Origin of the sequence: Phytoactinopolyspora alkaliphila, from assembly GCF_010550695.1 — a bacterium.
In the GTDB taxonomy this organism is placed as follows: domain Bacteria; phylum Actinomycetota; class Actinomycetes; order Jiangellales; family Jiangellaceae; genus Phytoactinopolyspora; species Phytoactinopolyspora alkaliphila.
In genome coordinates this window covers 30,567-46,641 of sequence record NZ_JAAGOB010000015.1, presented here as the reverse complement: position 1 = coordinate 46,641, position 16,075 = coordinate 30,567, and the positions used below count along the sequence as shown (strand labels likewise).

Sequence of the window (16,075 nt, the reverse complement as noted above, 5' to 3'; positions counted from 1 at the left end):
ATCAGCCCTGGCTGTCGGGCGATCCGGTGCGCCGGATGTCATCGGGCCACGCCAACCCGACGCCGAGCGCGTCAGCCAGCACGCCCTGGAACGTGCGCAGATCAGCGCCGTCGTTCCGGATCTGGGCCGGTGTACGGCCGGTGTCCAGGCAGTGCGCGGCGAGAGCGCCCGCGGCCTCACCGATCGACCACTCGACCGGATGCAGCCGGTACGCACCGTTGGTGATGTGTGTGGTGCCGATGTTCTTGTTCGCGGGAAGGAGGTTGGACACCGTCGCCGGGATCAGGGCACCGAGCGGGATCTGGAACGGGAAGGAGGCAATGTCGACGTAGTTGCGTCCGGACGTGGACGGGTGCAGGTCGATCCGGTAGTAGCCGATGCCGACGCTGTCCTCGAAGATCTCCGAGCCCGCTTGCGGACCGCGCATGGCGCATCCGATGTGGGCTTCGGTCACCGTGAACAGCGCCTTGATCCGCCGCGACTCTCGCACGTACGGATCCTTGGCGAGGCCGTCCGCCGTGCCGAGCACGTCGCCGCGCAGCCGCAGCTCGGGGTATCCGTGACCGCCGTCGGAGCGCGGCGCCTCCGTCTGCATCCAGTACACGAAAGAGAGCGTCAGATCCCGCGCGCGCCGGAGCGCCGTGCGGCGCGTCTGCTCGTCGACGCCGACGATCGGCAGCTCCCAGTAGTCGGTCTGTGGCCAGTTGATCAGTGTGACGTCGCCACCGGTGAAGGTCTGATCGAAATGCTGGCGTGCCAGTATCCGGCGGTAGTGCCACAGGTCACGGTCGTCACGGTGTGCGGCGTCGTCGGGATCGCCCAGGAAGAGCGGCCGGTCCCTTCGTTCGAGGGTGACGGGATGGACATCGGTCCAGGACAGCTGTGGGCCAGGCCACCGCGGGTCCGCCGTGTCCCGCCAGTACCGGTATCCCTCGGGCTCGTCGATCACATGGGACTCGCCTGCGCGGTACTCGACGGCGGCGCACCAGGTGATGGCCTGCTGGTCCATGGGGTCCGCGTCGTCGGGCGCGTGCATCTCGCCGGTCTGAGCGCGCGACTCCGCGCCGACCACGTGTGGAATCCCGGCGAGCTGGAGCACATCCCCGAGTTCCGTGGCGTCGAGCACGAACGTGCCGGTCACCTCCCTGCGCACGTTCGCCTGCCGGTCATGGAAGGTCACCGACGTCACACGGTCGCCCGCTCGGCAGGCCGCTACCGGCTCGTGGTGCCAAAGGATGGTCAGGGCTCCACTGGCCACCCATGGGGAGAGCAGCTCTTCGAGGACGGCGGCGCCCACTCGTGGTTCGTGGCACAGCGCTGAGACGAAGCCTCGGCCGGGGTTCAGCCGCTCGTCTGCCCGGGCCGCCGGCGTCAACGGGTAGTTGCGGCGGTAGAAGTCCCGGATGCCGGTGCGGAGTTCGCGATAGCCCGCCGATATGAAGTCGAGCTCGATCCACGGGTGCTCGTCGGGAGGTACACCCTGGCCGGTGAGCTGCCCGCCGAGCCAGTCGCCCGACGTGGTGAGCGTCACCGATCGGCCGAGCAGGAGGGCGGCGCGGGCGGCGCCGACTCCTCCAAGCCCCCCGCCGACGATGAGTATGTCTGAAGTCTGATGTGGCACGTGTTTCCTCGTATTCGGGTGCGTCTCGTGTGATTGCCAGGCCAGGTCATGGCCACTGTTCAGCCCTTGATGCCGCCTTCCGACAGTCCTGCGATGAACCCTCGTTGGTTGAACAGGAACACCAGCAGGACCGGAACGCTGACCAGGATGGTCGCCGCCATAAGAGCGCCGTACTTGACATTTCCGGTCGAAGCGAAGGTGGTGATGGCCAGCTGAACCGTGGTGCTCTTGGCGGACGTCGACACAACCAGCGGCCACAGGAAGTCGTCCCATACGCCGGTGAAGGAGAACACTGCCACGAGGGCTATCAGAGGGCGGGCCATCGGCAGGTAGACGCGCGTGAAGATGCGCAGCTCACTTGCGCCGTCGATCCGTGCTGCCTCGGCGAAGTCCCTGTCCATCCCGGCGAAGTACTGCCGGGACAGAAAGATGTTCATGGTGGCGACCAGATACGGCAGCATCAGTCCACCCACCGAGTCGAGCAGCCCGCTCCCGCCCTGCCCCAACACGTCGTTCCCGCCGGCGAACGGGAAGTTCTTCGCCATCAGGAACAGCGGGATCAACGTCACGGACACCGGAATCGCCGCAGTGGAGACCAGGATGTAGAAGAGGACCTTGCTGCCGCGGAACGGCAGATGCGCGAAGGCGTACCCGGCGATCACCGGCACTACGCAGTTGGTGGCCACCGCGACGGTGGTGACGATGGTGGAGTTGGCGAAGGCCTGGCGGAGATTCGCAGCCTGGACTGCGACGGAGAAGTTCTCCAGTGTCGGCTGTTCCGGTATGAGGCTGATCCCCGACATCGCCTGGCCCTCCTTGGTGAAGGCCAGACTGATCATCCACAGAAAGGGCAGCAGTACAAGGGCGGTCACGAAGGCTAGGACAGCGATCCGCGGCCATGGCCGCGATCGGCGCGCCCGGCGGGTGAGGAGCATGGTCACGGTCTCCTTCCCTGGCCCACTCGGATGGCGATGATCGACAGACCGGCGATGAACGCAAACAGGACGAAGGCCATGGCCGAGGCGCTCCCCATGTCGTTGTACTGAAAAGCCTCGGTGTAGATCAGGTAGTTCACGGTGGTGGTGCTGCCGTACGGGCCACCCTGGGTCAGCACGAAGATCTCGGTGAAGCCCTGCGCCAGGTAGATGATGTCCATGGCCACCACGTAGGTAAGCATCGGACGCAACCCTGGCAGCGTGACGGCACGGAACTGCTGCCAGGCGTTGGCGCCGTCGACACGTGCCGCCTCGTAGAGATCCTTCGGCACGGTCTGAAGGCCGGCCAGGAGGAGCACCATATTGCTGCCCAACGCCTTCCATACCCGCATAGCCGATGCGGCGTTCAGCGCGCCGCTTTCGGTTGCCAGCCACCGTTGCTCGGACATGCCGAAGAACGCCAGAACCTCGTTGACCAGTCCTTGGTCCGAGTAGATCCAGAGCCAGATCATGCTCACGGCCGTGAGTGATATGACGTGCGGGACGTACATGGCTGTCCGGAACAGCCCCACGCCGCGGAACGCGCGGTTGGACAGTAACGCGAGACCGAGTGCGATGACGACCGTAGGGGGAAGCACCTGCAGGACGTATCGGCCCGTGATCGCCATGGCGCGGGCGAACTCCGGATCACCGTAGAGGCCGCGATAGTTGTCCAGGCCGATGAACTGCGGGCCGGACCTGCTGAGGGGACTGTACTGACTGAAACTCAACACCAGGCCGTAAAGCACCGGCCCCAGCTGGAAGATCGCCACGTACAGCGTGGCAGGGACGACGAATAGGAGACCGAACCTGGCCTGGCGGCTGTGCAACCGCTGCCTGGCGGGCCGCCCGCGGCGGTTCGGGCGCGGCTTGATGACCGCCACCCTGTCCGCCGCGGGCGACGAGTCAGGAGCCGGCGTCAACGATCTTTTCCACTTCGGCCGTGGCGCGCTCCAGTGCTTCTGCGGCACCGACCTCGCCGTGCAGGGCACGCTCCAGGTGCTGGCCCATGGCGTCGCGCATCTGGACCCAGCCGGGAACGTTGGGGTTGGGATGATTGGCTGGCAGCGCCTCGACGGCCTTGGCGAGCTCGGGGTTGGAGGACACGTAATCCGAGTCGACCGCGGAGGCATGGACAGGCAGCGCGCCCAGCGCCTCGGCGTAGTCGAGGTTGATGTCAGGGTCGATCATGTAGGCGATGAAGTCCCACGCCAGTTCCTTCTGACTGCTGTCCTTGTTGATCATGAGGCCGTTGGCGGGGCCACCGAACGCGCGTGGCTCGTGGCCTTCGAACGCCGGTGGCATCATGAGCCGCAGGTCTCGATCCGGCGCCGCGTCCTGATACTTGCCGATATCACCGGCATTGCTGAGCTGCATCGACGCTTGGCTTGTCGCGATGGGTTGCTGGGCATCGGGCGAGCTCGCCCAGGTGGCGCCCAGCGTGTTGTCGACGGCGTCGGAGCCCTGATAGAGGCCGACGTAGTACTCGAGTGCGTCCACGGCCTCGGAAGAGTCCATGAGCACCGTGGTGCCATCCTCATCAAGGAACTCGCCGCCGTTGGACCACAGGAATGTGCCGAACGCCTGCTGCGCCCCGATCGGGTCACTGGGGACCACGAGGCCGGCGCGCGTGATCTTGTCGCCCTCGCGTACCGTCAGCTGCTCAGCAGCGGCCTTCACGTCTTCCCAGGACTGCGGTGGTGCGTCCGGGTCCAGTCCGGCCTCCTCGAAATCCGCACCGCTGTACACGATCATGCGCAGCGTCATCATCAGCGGAATGATGTACTGGTTCCCGCTGATCTCGCCGCCCGGAAGAGCGGCGCTCATGTCCTCACGCAGAGCGGCGTCGAGCTCCTCGACGTAGGGTGTGAGGTCCTCGATCCGATCGTTGTGTGCCAGGTCCGCTGTGGCGGCGACGCCGTGACCGATGACGTCCGGGGCCGTGCCGGCGGCGAAGGCGGTGTTGAGTTTCGGTGACATGTCCGCCCAGTCGACATAGGTCACCTCGACGTCGGCGCCGGTCTCTTCCTCGAACGCAGGAACGATGGTCTCGTTGACCAGCGCCATCTCCGCTTCGCTGTTGCCGGGGAACCAGACGGTCAGCGTGCCGCCGCCTTCATCGGTGGCGGTGTCGCCGCCACACGCGGCCACCAGGGACACGGCCAGGCAGCCGGCCAGCACGCCGGTGGGTACGTTCCGGACTCTTCTCATCGTGATGATCCTCCGTATGGGCGAAGTGAGGTGTTTCGGCTGTGCAGGGCGGACCTGCGGCCGACGATCTGGGCTGACTGGCCGGAGTAGAGGCCCGCGGGGATTCGGTGCGACTTCACGCTGGCGGCCGGGCGAGTGTCACTCCCGGTTCGAAGCCACAGGGCAGCCGCTCGTGGTACGTGAGCTCGTGCTGGCCGTCCAGGACCTCGAGCAGGAGTTCGACCGCTCGGGCACCGATGGGCAGCCGGGGAACCGTCAAGTGGGTCCAGCGGCGGCTGATCGCCGGGCTGTTGTTGATCGAGTCCAGCCCCACGACAGAAAGCCGGTCCGGGATTTCGACACCCGCGCCGGCGCAGAGCGCGGCAATCTCTTCCAGGTGTGATGTGCTCTCCACCAGCAACGCGGTGGTGCCGCCGTCGAGTAGGCGCTCCAGCCATCCTGGATCCAGCTCGCCGTAGTTGGCGAGCGTCGAGTCGACGATGGTCAGATCCAGGTCGGTGCAGGCCATCCGGAAGCTGTGCCGCCGTTCGAGTCGGGGCATGACATTGTCTGGCACGCCGATATAGGCGACGCGGCGATGTCCGTGCCGGTGGATCAGCCTCATCAGGTCAGAGACCGCGGTGACGTAGTCGGCTGTCACGTAGGGCATCAGTGCGGCTGCCTTCTCCCGCCGGCCGATGAAGACGAAAGGAAAGCCCTCTGCCGCCAGTCGTGCCAGTTCGTCGTCGTGCTCGTCGAAGCCCAGAATGATGGCGCCGTCGGCAATGCGCAGCCGGTTGCGCCCCTCGTGAAAGATGCTTGCCGGGCCCTCGTCCTGGTGCATCGAGGTGAACAGGACGAGGTCCTGCCCGGACCGGATGGCCTGCTGCTCGATGCCGATCATGATCTCCTCGTAGTAGGACTCCTTACTGGTGGGGAACAGTGGCTCGAACGCGTGGACGCCGATCAGGCCGTTCCGTCCGCCGCGCAATGCCCGGGCCGTGACGTTGGGTACGTAGCCAAGCTGACGGGCAGCCGCCATGATCTTCTGCTCGGTCTCGTTGTTGATTCCGTGCTCGGCCGTCTTGCCGTTGAGCGTCAGCGAGACCGTCGTCTGTGAGACGCCCGCGAGCTTCGCGATGTCACTTTGCCGTGGCCGACCCGTCACGTCTGAGTTCCTTCCAATTCGAATTAGACGGCTAATCTAGGGATGTGTCTGCGCTCTGTCAAGAGATGCATAGACCCCTACTCTCGAAAGAGTATGGGCCGTAGACAGCAAATCTAATTTGTATTAGAACCTTGACAGGTGCCCACTAATGCGGACAGCATTTCGCGGCATACGGCCGGATCTGGGCCGGCCCTCTGGTAAGGAGTCACGATGAACTCACCCGGCAGACCTCGCTCGATCAGCCGCCGCCGGTTCCTGGGCTACTCCAGCGCGGGCGCAGCCGCCGTCATGCTGGGCACCGGCTGGTGGAGCGCTTCCTCGGCCGCGCCCCGTCTGCGGGGCAACCCGTTCACCCTTGGTGTGGCCTCGGGCGATCCGGCTCCCGGCAGCGTGGTCCTGTGGACCCGGCTGGCGGTCGAACCGTTCGCGCCCGACGGCATGGGCGGTATGCCGGACCGTGCCATCCCTGTCCAGTACCAGGTGGCCGCGGACGAACGCTTCTCCTCGGTCATACGCGCTGGGGTGGCATTCGCGACGCCGGAACTGGGCCACTCGGTGCACCCGGAAGTTCACGGCCTGGAGCCGGGCCGCCATTACTGGTACCGGTTCCGGGTGGGATCAGAGATCTCGCCGATCGGACGCACTCGCACCGCACCTGCGCCTGGAGCGATGCCGGACTCCTTGTCGTTCGCCTTCGCATCGTGCCAGAGCTATCACGGGGGCCACTACACCGCCTTCCAGCACATGGTCAACGAGGACCTTGATCTCGTGGTACACCTCGGCGACTACATCTACGAGCAGTCGTACGGCTTCACCACCGACCACGACGGCAACCCGCTGCCGGAGTACATGCTGGGCGAGTGCCACGATCTGACCGACTACCGCCTGCAGTACGCGCTGTACAAAGCCGATGTGCACCTCCAGGCTGCACACGCCAGCTGTCCGTGGCTGACCACGTTCGACGACCATGAGATCGTGAACAACTGGGCAGGCGCCGACCCCTCGAGGCCGGACCAGGACCCTGCCGTGTTCCGGCAGCGCCGGGCCATGGCCTTCCAGGCGATGTACGAGAATCTGCCGCTGCGGCACGACCAGATGCCATCCGGCCCGGATGTCCGCATCCACCGTCGGCTCGCGTACGGTGTCCTGGCCGACTTCACCATGCTCGACTCACGGCAGTACCAATCGGCCCGGGACGGTCGGTTCGACCCGAACGCCACTATGCTCGGTGGACGTCAGGCCGACTGGCTGATCGATGGGTTCTCGTCGTCGTCGGCGCGCTGGCAGATCATCGGTAACCAGATGCCGATGGCCCAGCTGGACCGCAACCCCGACCCGGACGTCGAGCAGTGGTTCCCGTCTTCGTGGGACGCCTACGTCGTCGAGCGCGACCGACTGCTCACGGAGGCGCACGAGCGCGAGGTCGACAATCTCGTTGTGGTCACCGGCGACCGGCACAGCAACTACGTCATGGATCTGAAGGCCGACTACAACGTTCCCAACTCGCCCGTGGTCGGCACGGAGATCGTCGGAACGTCGATCAGCAGCGGTCGCGACGGTGCGGACATGCTCCCCGTCGGAGAGGGATACCTCGCGGCCAACCCGCACATGAAGTTCTGTAACTTCCAGCGCGGATACAGCCGGGTCACCGTCACACCGGACGAGCTCGTCAACGATTTCCGGGTCGTTCCGTACGTTTCAGAGCCGGATGCCCCCATCAGTACGCGCGCCAGCTTTGTGGTGGAGAACGGCCGCCCGGGGGCTGAACAGGCCTGACCGCGCTCCCTCTCCCGTGATCATTGGCTTTCCTTGACCCGATCGGGTGCGCGAACGTCAATGATCATCGGAGGGGACGGCTGTGAGCGGTAACAGCCGGCCTGGCAGCATAGGTCTGGCAAGGTGTGCACCACCTGCAGACCGAGCCGCCCTGACCGAGAGGACCCGCGCGTGCCGCTTTTCGCCGACGACTTCATTCCGAGTACGGGTGCCTTGCCGCCCAGAGCGAGGTTCGCCTCGGACGCGCCATCGTTGTCCTTGAACGGAGAGTGGCGCTTCCATCTGGTTCCCGATGTGGCTTCGGGTACCGAGGGATTCTGGGAACCGGGCTTCGATGACGGCACCTGGAAACGCTTTCCCGTTCCGTCGCACTGGCAATTGGAGGGTTTCGGAGCGCCTGCCTACACGAATGTGGTGTACCCGTTCCCGATCGATCCGCCCCATCCGCCGGAGGAGAATCCCACCGGTGAGTACCGGCACACGTTCACCGTGCCGGCGGATTGGGACGGGCATCGGCTGGTGCTGCGCTTCGACGGCGTGGACTCGGCGTACACGGTCTGGCTTAACGGGGTGGAGCTGGGATCCGCCACGGGGAGCAGGCTGCCGGCGGAGTTCGATGCGACCCCGGCCGCGCGGGTGGGTGCGGAGAATGTGCTGGCGGTGCGGGTGCACCAGTGGTCAGCGGCGAGCTATCTGGAAGATCAGGACATGTGGTGGCTGTCCGGGATCTTCCGGGACGTGACGCTGCTGGCTCGCCCGGCGGGTGCGGTAGGCGACGTGACCGTGCATGCCGACTACGAGCACACCACCGGCCAGGGGCGGTTGAGGATCGACGTCACGGCTGCCGTTGGCGTCCTGCAGAGCGAGGGCGATGGCGCTCGGCTTGCAGGACGCAACTCGGAATCGGTGGAAGCACGCGTCGTGGTTCCGGAGCTGGGGATCGACGTTGCGGCAGGGGAGGACGTCGTCGTCGGTGTCGAGCCGTGGACCGCTGAGACGCCGCGGCTGTACGAGGGGCAGGTGGTGACGCCGGCGGAGCTGATCAGCCTGCGGATCGGGTTCCGGCGCGTCGTCATCGAGGACGGCATGCTGAAGGTCAACGGGCGGCGCATCTTGTTCCGCGGCGTGAACCGGCACGAGTTCCATCCCGACCGGGGTCGCGCGCTGACGGAGCAGGACATGCTCGACGACGTGTTGCTGATGAAGCGGCACAACATCAATGCGGTGCGCACCAGCCATTACCCTCCGCACCCCCGCTTTCTGGAGTTGTGCGACGAGTACGGCCTGTATGTGATCGACGAGTGCGACATCGAGACGCACGGATTCGTGTTCGAGGGCTGGCGGAACAACCCGTCCGACGACGAGCGGTGGCGCGACGCCTACCTCGACCGGATGCGCCGGATGGTGCAGCGGGACAAGAACCACGCCAGCGTCGTGATGTGGTCGCTGGGCAACGAATCCGGGACCGGGGCCAACCTGATCGCGATGTACGAGTGGGCGAAGGCGCACGATGCGTCGCGGCCGGTGCATTACGAGGGCGATTGGAGCACCGTCTGCTCGGACGTCTACAGCCGGATGTATGCCGGCCATGCTGAGGTGGGGGAGATCGGCCGCCGGGAGGAGAAGCCGCTGGACGACGCCGTCCAGGATGCGGCCCGGCGGGGCAAACCGTTCATCCTGTGCGAGTACGGGCATGCCATGGGCAACGGCCCTGGCGGCCTGGCGGAGTATCAAGAACTGTTCGAGACCTACGAGCGCTGCCAAGGCGGGTTCATCTGGGAGTGGATCGATCACGGCATCCGTACCAGGGACGACTCCGGGCGGGAGTTCTTCGGGTACGGCGGTGACTTCGGCGAGCCGCTGCACGACGGGAACTTCATCGCTGACGGGCTGGTGTTCCCGGATCGGACGCCATCGCCCGGCCTGATCGAGTACAAGAAGGTCATCGAGCCATTGCGGATCACGGTGGATGGCGCGGTGTCCGACGGCCGGTTGCCGAGCAGCGGGTCGCCGGATGGTGGTGTCAAGGTCACGGTGAGCAACCTGCACGACTTCGCCGACACGTCCACGTTCTCGTACCGCTGGCAACTGGAGCAGGACGGGATTGAGGTCGCCTCCGGCGAGCTGGACGTGCCGGTGCTGGCCGCGGGGGAGTCGGCCGACGTCGGCGTCCCCGTGTCATCCACCGCCGGCGAAACCTGGCTGACGGTGACGGCGCTGCTCGCGGCCGAGACGGCGTGGGCACCGGCCGGTCACGAGGTCGCCTGGGGGCAGGGGTGCGTGGTACCGCGCCCGGAACCGCGGCGGATGGCCCACGTGCCGGCGACGGTTGACGAGTCCGCGATCCGGATCGGCACGAGCCGGTTCCATCGCCACACGGGCCGGCTGCTGCGCCTGGGTGAGGTGGAGGTCGACGGCCCACGGCTCGACGTGTGGAGGGCGCCCACCGACAACGACACGGGGCAGCATTCCGGGGAACCCGCGGCGTCATGGCGTAAGTACGGGTTGCACCGGATGCGTCACCGCACTGACGAGGTCGACGTCGACGGGGACGCGCTCGTGGTGCGCACGCGGGTGGCTCCAGCGGCGTGGTCCTTCGGGCTGCTGGTCACCTACCGGTGGACGGGCGACGACGACACCCTGCACCTCGACGTGGAGGTGACCCCGGACGGGCCGTGGCCCGACATTCCGCTCCCACGGCTTGGCCTGGGCATGGCGCTGCCGGCTGGGCTCACTCAGGTCACGTGGTACGGCGGCGGTCCCGGCGAGGCCTACCCGGACACCAGGCAAGCCGTCCGTGTCGGGCGCTACATGTCAACGGTGGATGCGTTGCAGACGCCGTACGTGTATCCGCAGGAGAACGGTCACCGCATCGACGTGCGCTGGGCCGAGCTGACAACCGGTGGCGACGGCGTCCCCGGTGTGCGCTTCCTCGGCGAGCCGGTCTTCGGCTTCACCGCACGGCGGTGGACCAGCGAAGACCTCGACGTGGCCCGGCACCCCCACGATCTCCTCGCCCGGGACCGTGTCTACGTCAACCTGGACGTGGTGCAGCATGGCATCGGCAGCGGTTCGTGCGGGCCGGGGACCCTGCCCGGGTACGTGCTTACGCCCGGTCCGGCGCGGTTCGCGGTGGCGATGCGCGCGGTGAATCCGCCTCGTTGAGCCCCGTGGTGCGCTGAGCGCTGGTGAGCCGGGATGGTGCAACCGGTTTAACGCGAGTGCTCAGCGCACCACGGGCATCCTTGTCCCGGTCGACGCGTTCTGCGGTAGGTTGGGACGAGTACCGATCGGCCGGGGTGCCCTCACGGGCTGAGAACACACCCGCCGAACCTGATCCGGGTCATGCCGGCGCAGGGAGCCGACACGGTCCACGGACCGAGCAGCAGGACGTGGCCGTCTCGTCTCCCTCCCGGCCAGGAAGGAGTACGTGATGGTTCCGGGCACACCCGCGCCGGGCGACGTCTGGGCGGCCCTTCATTCCGTCCGGCGCAGTGGCCCGCTCGTGCACAACATCACCAACTACGTGGCCATGGACCTCTCGGCAAACGTGCTCCTCGCGGCCGGTGCGTCACCGGCGATGGTCCACGCCCGCGACGAAGCCGCCGAGTTCGCCGGCATCGCCGGCGCCCTCGTGGTCAACATCGGCACCCTGTCGCCCGAGTGGGTCGCCGCGATGCTGGACGCCGCGACGGTCGCCCGTGACCGTGGGATTCCCTGGGTGCTGGACCCGGTGGCGGTGGGGGCCACGTCGTACCGCACGAGGACCGCGTCGGACCTGCTGGCGCTTCGTCCCGCCGTGATCCGCGGCAACGCCAGCGAGATCCTCGCCCTGGCCGGTGCCGCCGGCCGCGGCAAGGGCGTGGACAGCACCGACTCCTCGTCCGATGCCGTGGACGCTGCGGGTGAGCTCGCCACGAAGACCGGTGCCGTCGTAGCGGTCACCGGCGAGATCGACGTCGTCACCGATGGGCGGCGCAGCGTCCAGGTGGCCGGCGGTCACCCACTCATGGCCAGGGTCACCGCCATGGGCTGTGCCGCCAGCGCCGTCACCGGGGCGTTCGCGGCCGTCGTGGATGATCTCTTCCTTGCCACGGCCGCGGCGCTGGCGGTGCTCGGCCTGGCCGGCGCCCGGGCTGCGGTGGACGCACCCGGGCCGGGAACGTTGCGCTGGCGGCTGCTCGACGAGCTGCACATGCTGGACGAGGCCACCGTCCTCGAGGGCACCCGGATCTCGTGATGAGTACTCTCGACGTCCGGCTCTACGTGGTGACCGACCCGGCCCTGACCCCCGAGGACCGGCTGGTCGAGATGTGCGTGGCCGCCGTCGAGGGCGGGGCGACCGTCGTGCAGCTGCGCAACAAGCAGGCCGGCGATGACGAGCTGCTGCGCCAGGCGCTCCGGCTGCGGACCGCTCTGCGTGAGTATGGGGTGACGCTCGTGGTCAACGACCGGCTGGACGTGGCCCGGCAGGCCGGCGCCGGCGTACACGTGGGCGTGAGTGACGCGACGCCGGCCAGGGCCCGGGACGCGCTCGGCGCACAAGCCGTGGTGGGCTGGTCGGTCGAGAGCCCCGAGCACCTGGCCTCCGATCAGACGGCGGCGTGCTCGTACGTGGCGGCCAGTCCGGTCTGGTCGACGCCGACCAAGGCCGACACCGCGCATCCGCTCGGGCCGCCCGGCGTCGCGGCCCTGCGACAAGCCACCGGGCTGCCCCTGGTCGGGATCGGCGGCATCAACACACCGGAGCGCGCCGCAGAGGTGATCGCCGCGGGTGCTGACGGCGTCGCCGTGGTGTCCGGCGTGTTCGGCGTCGGCGATCCGCGTGCCGCGGCGGCGAGCCTGCGCGCCGCGGTGGACGAGACCTTGCGTGCCCGTGCTGGTGCCCAGACGCCTGCAGCGGGTTGACGATCACCGAAGGAAATGAGGCACGCATGATTCCCACCGTCTTGTCCGTCGCGGGCTCCGACCCGTCCGGTGGTGCCGGCATCCAGGCTGACCTGAAGACGTTCTCCGCCCTCGGCGCTTACGGCGCCGCGGTGCTCACAGCGTTGACCGCACAGAACACGAGGGGAGTCACCGGCGTCGTGCCGGTGTCCGGTGAGTTCGTCGAGAAGCAGCTCACCACCTTGTTCGAGGACCTGGATGTGCACTCGGTCAAGACCGGCATGCTGGGGAGCCCGGAGGTCGTCGACGCCGTTGTGAAGACGGTCATGCGCTATCGCATCCGCAGGCTGGTCGTGGATCCGGTGATGGTGGCGACCTCGGGTGACCGCCTGGTCTCGGAGGAGACGGCAGCCGCTATCCGCGACCGCCTGCTGCCGCTGGCCGCGGTGATCACGCCCAACCTCCCGGAGACGGCCGCACTGCTCGGCTGGAGCGATATCCAGCCGGAGCAGATGGCGGAGGCGGGCGCGATGCTTCGTGACCTCGGCGCGTCCGCGGTGGTGGTGAAGGGCGGGCACCATGAAGGGCCCGAGGCGATTGACGTGCTCGTGGACGCGGAGGGCGCGCACGAGCTGCGGGGAGATCGGGTGCCGACGAAGAACACCCATGGGACAGGCTGCACGTTCGCTTCGGCCATCGCGGTCGGCCTGGCCAACGGCAAGCCCTTGATCGACGCCGTCGCCGACGCCAAGGCGTATCTGACCGAAGCGCTGCGTGCCGCCGACTCTCTGCACGTCGGGAGCGGCTACGGACCGGTGCACCATTTTCACGCGCTATGGACCGGTCCCCGGAGGGCGAACTGAACACGTCCGCCGGCCAGCCGATCGGCACGGCGCATCCGAACGACGCATCCATATCGACAAGGAGTGAGGACAGCAATGGGATTCTCCGCTGACGCATGGGAGCGGGCCAAGCCGTGGTACGAAGCGATCCTCGAGCACCCGTTCGTGCGGGAGCTCGGCGACGGCTCCCTGGACCGAGAGGTGTTCCTGCGCTACATCGTGGACGACGCGCACTACCTCTCCCGGTACTCCAGGGCGCTGGCGACCACCGCGGCCAGGTGGCCCGAGCCGGACGGCGCCGCCACCATCGCCAGGTTCGCCGCCGGTGCGGTTGAAGCGGAGCGGATGCTGCACGCGTCGTTGCTGAGCGAGGCGGGCCAGGAGATCGACGAGCTGGCTGCCGAGCCGACACCCACGTGCCTGGCATATGTGAACACACTGCACGCGGACGCGTCGCTGGCCCCGCCCGCGGTGGCGATGGCCGGCCTGCTCCCGTGCTTCCGGATCTACGCCGAGGTCGGTGGGCACCTGGCGGGCGTGCTCGACGACAATCCCGGCCATCCGTACGCGCCGTGGCTGTCGACCTACGGCGACCCGCAGTTCGCGGAGGACACGAGGCGCGCGGAGGAACTGGTGGATCAGCAGGCAGCGGCCGGCGGTGCGCCGCTCGAGGCGATGCACCAGGCGTATGCCCGGGCGTCGAGGTTCGAGTGGATGTTCTGGGACGCGTCGTACCGGGGTGAACGCTGGCCAACGGTGTGAACCGGACCGTCCCTGGACAGAGAACTCCGTGGGTGCCTGGATTCAGGTGGTGAGATGAACTCGCCCACCACGTGAGAAGGATTTGTGTGCGGAGGTTTTGTATGTCACTACTCGATCTGACACATAGACGTTACAATCGTCTGCGACCGGGCCCAGTGTCGCGCTCGCCCAGATGATCATGCAGAGCCAGCCGACACTAGAAGAGGGTGTACACCACGTGAGCAAGCCCGTCGTACTGATCGCCGAAGAACTCTCGCCCGCCACAGTTGACGCGCTGGGACCGGATTTCGAGGTCCGGCAGACCAACGGCGCGGACCGCTCCGCGCTGCTGCCCGCCATCGCCGACGCGGACGCCATCCTGGTCCGCAGTGCCACGAAGGTCGACGCGGAGGCCATAGCAGCCGCCCCGAAGCTCAAGGTCATCGCTCGGGCCGGCGTCGGCCTGGACAACGTCGACGTGAAGGCCGCCACCCAGGCGGGCGTCATGGTCGTCAACGCGCCGACCTCGAACATCACCAGTGCGGCGGAGCTGGCCGTCGGGCTCCTGCTGGCGACAGCTCGCAACATCGCGCCCGCCAACCAGGCACTCAAGGGTGGCGAGTGGAAGCGCAGCAAGTACACGGGCAGCGAGATATATGAGAAGACCATCGGCATCGTCGGCCTGGGCCGTATCGGCGCGCTGGTGGCGCAGCGGTTGTCCACGTTCGGCGCCGAGCTGATCGCCTACGACCCGTATGTGTCCACGGCGCGGGCCGCACAGCTGGGAGTGCGCAGCGTCTCCCTGGACGAGCTGCTCAAGGCGAGCGACTTCATCACCGTGCACCTGCCCAAGACTCCCGAGACGCTCGGCTTGATCGGTGAGCAGGCCCTCGCCAAGGTGAAGCCGACCGTGCGGATCATCAACGCCGCGCGCGGCGGGATCGTGGACGAGCACGCACTGGCCGTCGCGCTGAAGGAAGGCCGGGTGGCCGGCGCGGGAATCGACGTGTTCGCCTCGGAGCCGTGCACCGAGTCGCCGCTGTTCGACTTCGAGTCCGTCGTCGTGACGCCCCACCTGGGCGCCTCCACCGACGAGGCCCAGGAGAAGGCCGGAATCTCGGTGGCCAAGTCGGTTCGCCTGGCGCTGGCCGGTGAGCTGGTCCCCGATGCGGTCAACGTCAAGGGTGGCGCCATCGCCGAGGACGTGCGCCCGGGAGTGCCGCTGGCCGAGACTCTGGGCCGGGTGTTCACGGCGCTGGCCGGTGGCATCGCCACTCAGCTCGACGTCGAGGTGCGCGGCGAGATCGCCGCGCAGGACGTCAAGGTGCTGGAACTGGCCGCGCTGAAGGGTGTGTTCGCCGGCGTCGTCGATGAGCAGGTCTCCTACGTGAACGCGCCGGTGATCGCCGCCGACCGTGGCGTGGAGGTGCGCCTGGTCACCAACGAGGACTCGTCGGACTACCGCAACCTGGTCACGGTGCGCGGTGTGATGGCCGACGGGCGCAGCGTCTCGGTGTCGGGCACGCTGTCCGGCACCAAGCACGTGCAGAAGATCGTCGAGGTCCTCGGGTTCGACATCGAGGCCTTCCCCAGCGAGCACATGGCGTTCTTCCAGTACGTCGACCGGCCTGGCGTGGTGGGAACCGTGGGGCGCATCCTCGGCGAGGGCGAGATCAACATCGCCGGCATGCAGGTCAGCCGGGACACCCTTGGCGGGCACGCGCTGGTTGCCATGACGGTCGACCAGGCCATCCCCAGCATGGTGCTGGACAACATCGTCGAGGCCATCGGCGCCGAGTGGGGCCGTACGGTCGACCTGGACGGCTGAAAACCGAACTCCACGAGCAACCCGCACCGCCCGATGCCAAATGATCAT

Annotated in this window: 12 protein-coding genes and 1 riboswitch; of the genes, 7 read left to right on the top strand and 5 right to left on the bottom strand. The window is 67.4% G+C overall.

The window, feature by feature from the left end:
• Nucleotide 1: 1 nt before the first annotated feature.
• The 5 genes from G1H11_RS22010 to G1H11_RS21990 all read right to left on the bottom strand — a co-directional run bounded on the left by G1H11_RS22010 (nt 2) and on the right by G1H11_RS21990 (nt 5,953).
• The gene (locus G1H11_RS22010; protein ID WP_163820764.1) at nt 2–1,621 is read right to left on the bottom strand and encodes an FAD-dependent oxidoreductase; all 1,620 of its coding nucleotides are present in this window, start codon (nt 1,619–1,621) and stop codon (nt 2–4) included.
• 59 nt (nt 1,622–1,680) lie between these two features.
• Nucleotides 1,681–2,493: an ABC transporter permease subunit gene (locus tag G1H11_RS22005; protein WP_163820763.1), complete on the bottom strand. Its 813-nt coding sequence runs from the start codon at nt 2,491–2,493 to the stop codon at nt 1,681–1,683.
• 65 nt (nt 2,494–2,558) lie between these two features.
• A complete protein-coding gene (locus tag G1H11_RS22000; protein ID WP_163820762.1) occupies nt 2,559–3,518 on the bottom strand; it encodes a carbohydrate ABC transporter permease in 960 nt (319 codons plus the stop codon).
• Complete coding sequence (locus tag G1H11_RS21995) at nt 3,502–4,806, bottom strand: ABC transporter substrate-binding protein (RefSeq protein WP_163820761.1); 1,305 nt, start codon at nt 4,804–4,806, stop codon at nt 3,502–3,504. Before G1H11_RS21995 ends, G1H11_RS22000 begins: the two co-directional genes overlap by 17 nt.
• Before the next feature lie 115 nt (nt 4,807–4,921).
• On the bottom strand, nt 4,922–5,953 hold the full coding sequence (locus G1H11_RS21990; RefSeq protein ID WP_163820760.1) for a substrate-binding domain-containing protein: 1,032 nt from the start codon (nt 5,951–5,953) through the stop codon (nt 4,922–4,924).
• Nucleotides 5,954–6,163: 210 nt separating this feature from the next.
• Between G1H11_RS21990 and G1H11_RS21985 the strand changes: the two genes are divergently transcribed.
• From G1H11_RS21985 to serA, 7 genes are all read left to right on the top strand, one after another.
• A complete protein-coding gene (locus G1H11_RS21985) occupies nt 6,164–7,729 on the top strand; it encodes an alkaline phosphatase D family protein (RefSeq protein WP_163820759.1) in 1,566 nt (521 codons plus the stop codon).
• 171 nt (nt 7,730–7,900) lie between these two features.
• Nucleotides 7,901–10,894 (top strand): glycoside hydrolase family 2 TIM barrel-domain containing protein, encoded by a 2,994-nt coding sequence (locus G1H11_RS21980; RefSeq protein ID WP_163820758.1) that lies wholly within the window; start codon nt 7,901–7,903, stop codon nt 10,892–10,894.
• 120 nt (nt 10,895–11,014) lie between these two features.
• Nucleotides 11,015–11,106, top strand: a riboswitch (TPP riboswitch).
• 56 nt (nt 11,107–11,162) lie between these two features.
• A complete protein-coding gene (gene thiM, locus G1H11_RS21975; RefSeq protein ID WP_163820757.1) occupies nt 11,163–11,969 on the top strand; it encodes a hydroxyethylthiazole kinase in 807 nt (268 codons plus the stop codon).
• Complete coding sequence (gene thiE / locus G1H11_RS21970; protein ID WP_163820756.1) at nt 11,969–12,637, top strand: thiamine phosphate synthase; 669 nt, start codon at nt 11,969–11,971, stop codon at nt 12,635–12,637. The genes thiM and thiE overlap by 1 nt, the downstream gene beginning before the upstream one ends.
• Nucleotides 12,638–12,663: 26 nt before the next feature.
• A complete protein-coding gene (gene thiD / locus G1H11_RS21965) occupies nt 12,664–13,479 on the top strand; it encodes a bifunctional hydroxymethylpyrimidine kinase/phosphomethylpyrimidine kinase (protein WP_163820755.1) in 816 nt (271 codons plus the stop codon).
• Between the two features lie 75 nt (nt 13,480–13,554).
• Nucleotides 13,555–14,220: a TenA family protein gene (locus G1H11_RS21960; protein ID WP_163820754.1), complete on the top strand. Its 666-nt coding sequence runs from the start codon at nt 13,555–13,557 to the stop codon at nt 14,218–14,220.
• Nucleotides 14,221–14,437: 217 nt separating this feature from the next.
• A complete protein-coding gene (gene serA / locus G1H11_RS21955) occupies nt 14,438–16,027 on the top strand; it encodes a phosphoglycerate dehydrogenase (RefSeq protein ID WP_216844020.1) in 1,590 nt (529 codons plus the stop codon).
• The last annotated feature ends 48 nt before the right edge of the window (nt 16,028–16,075 follow it).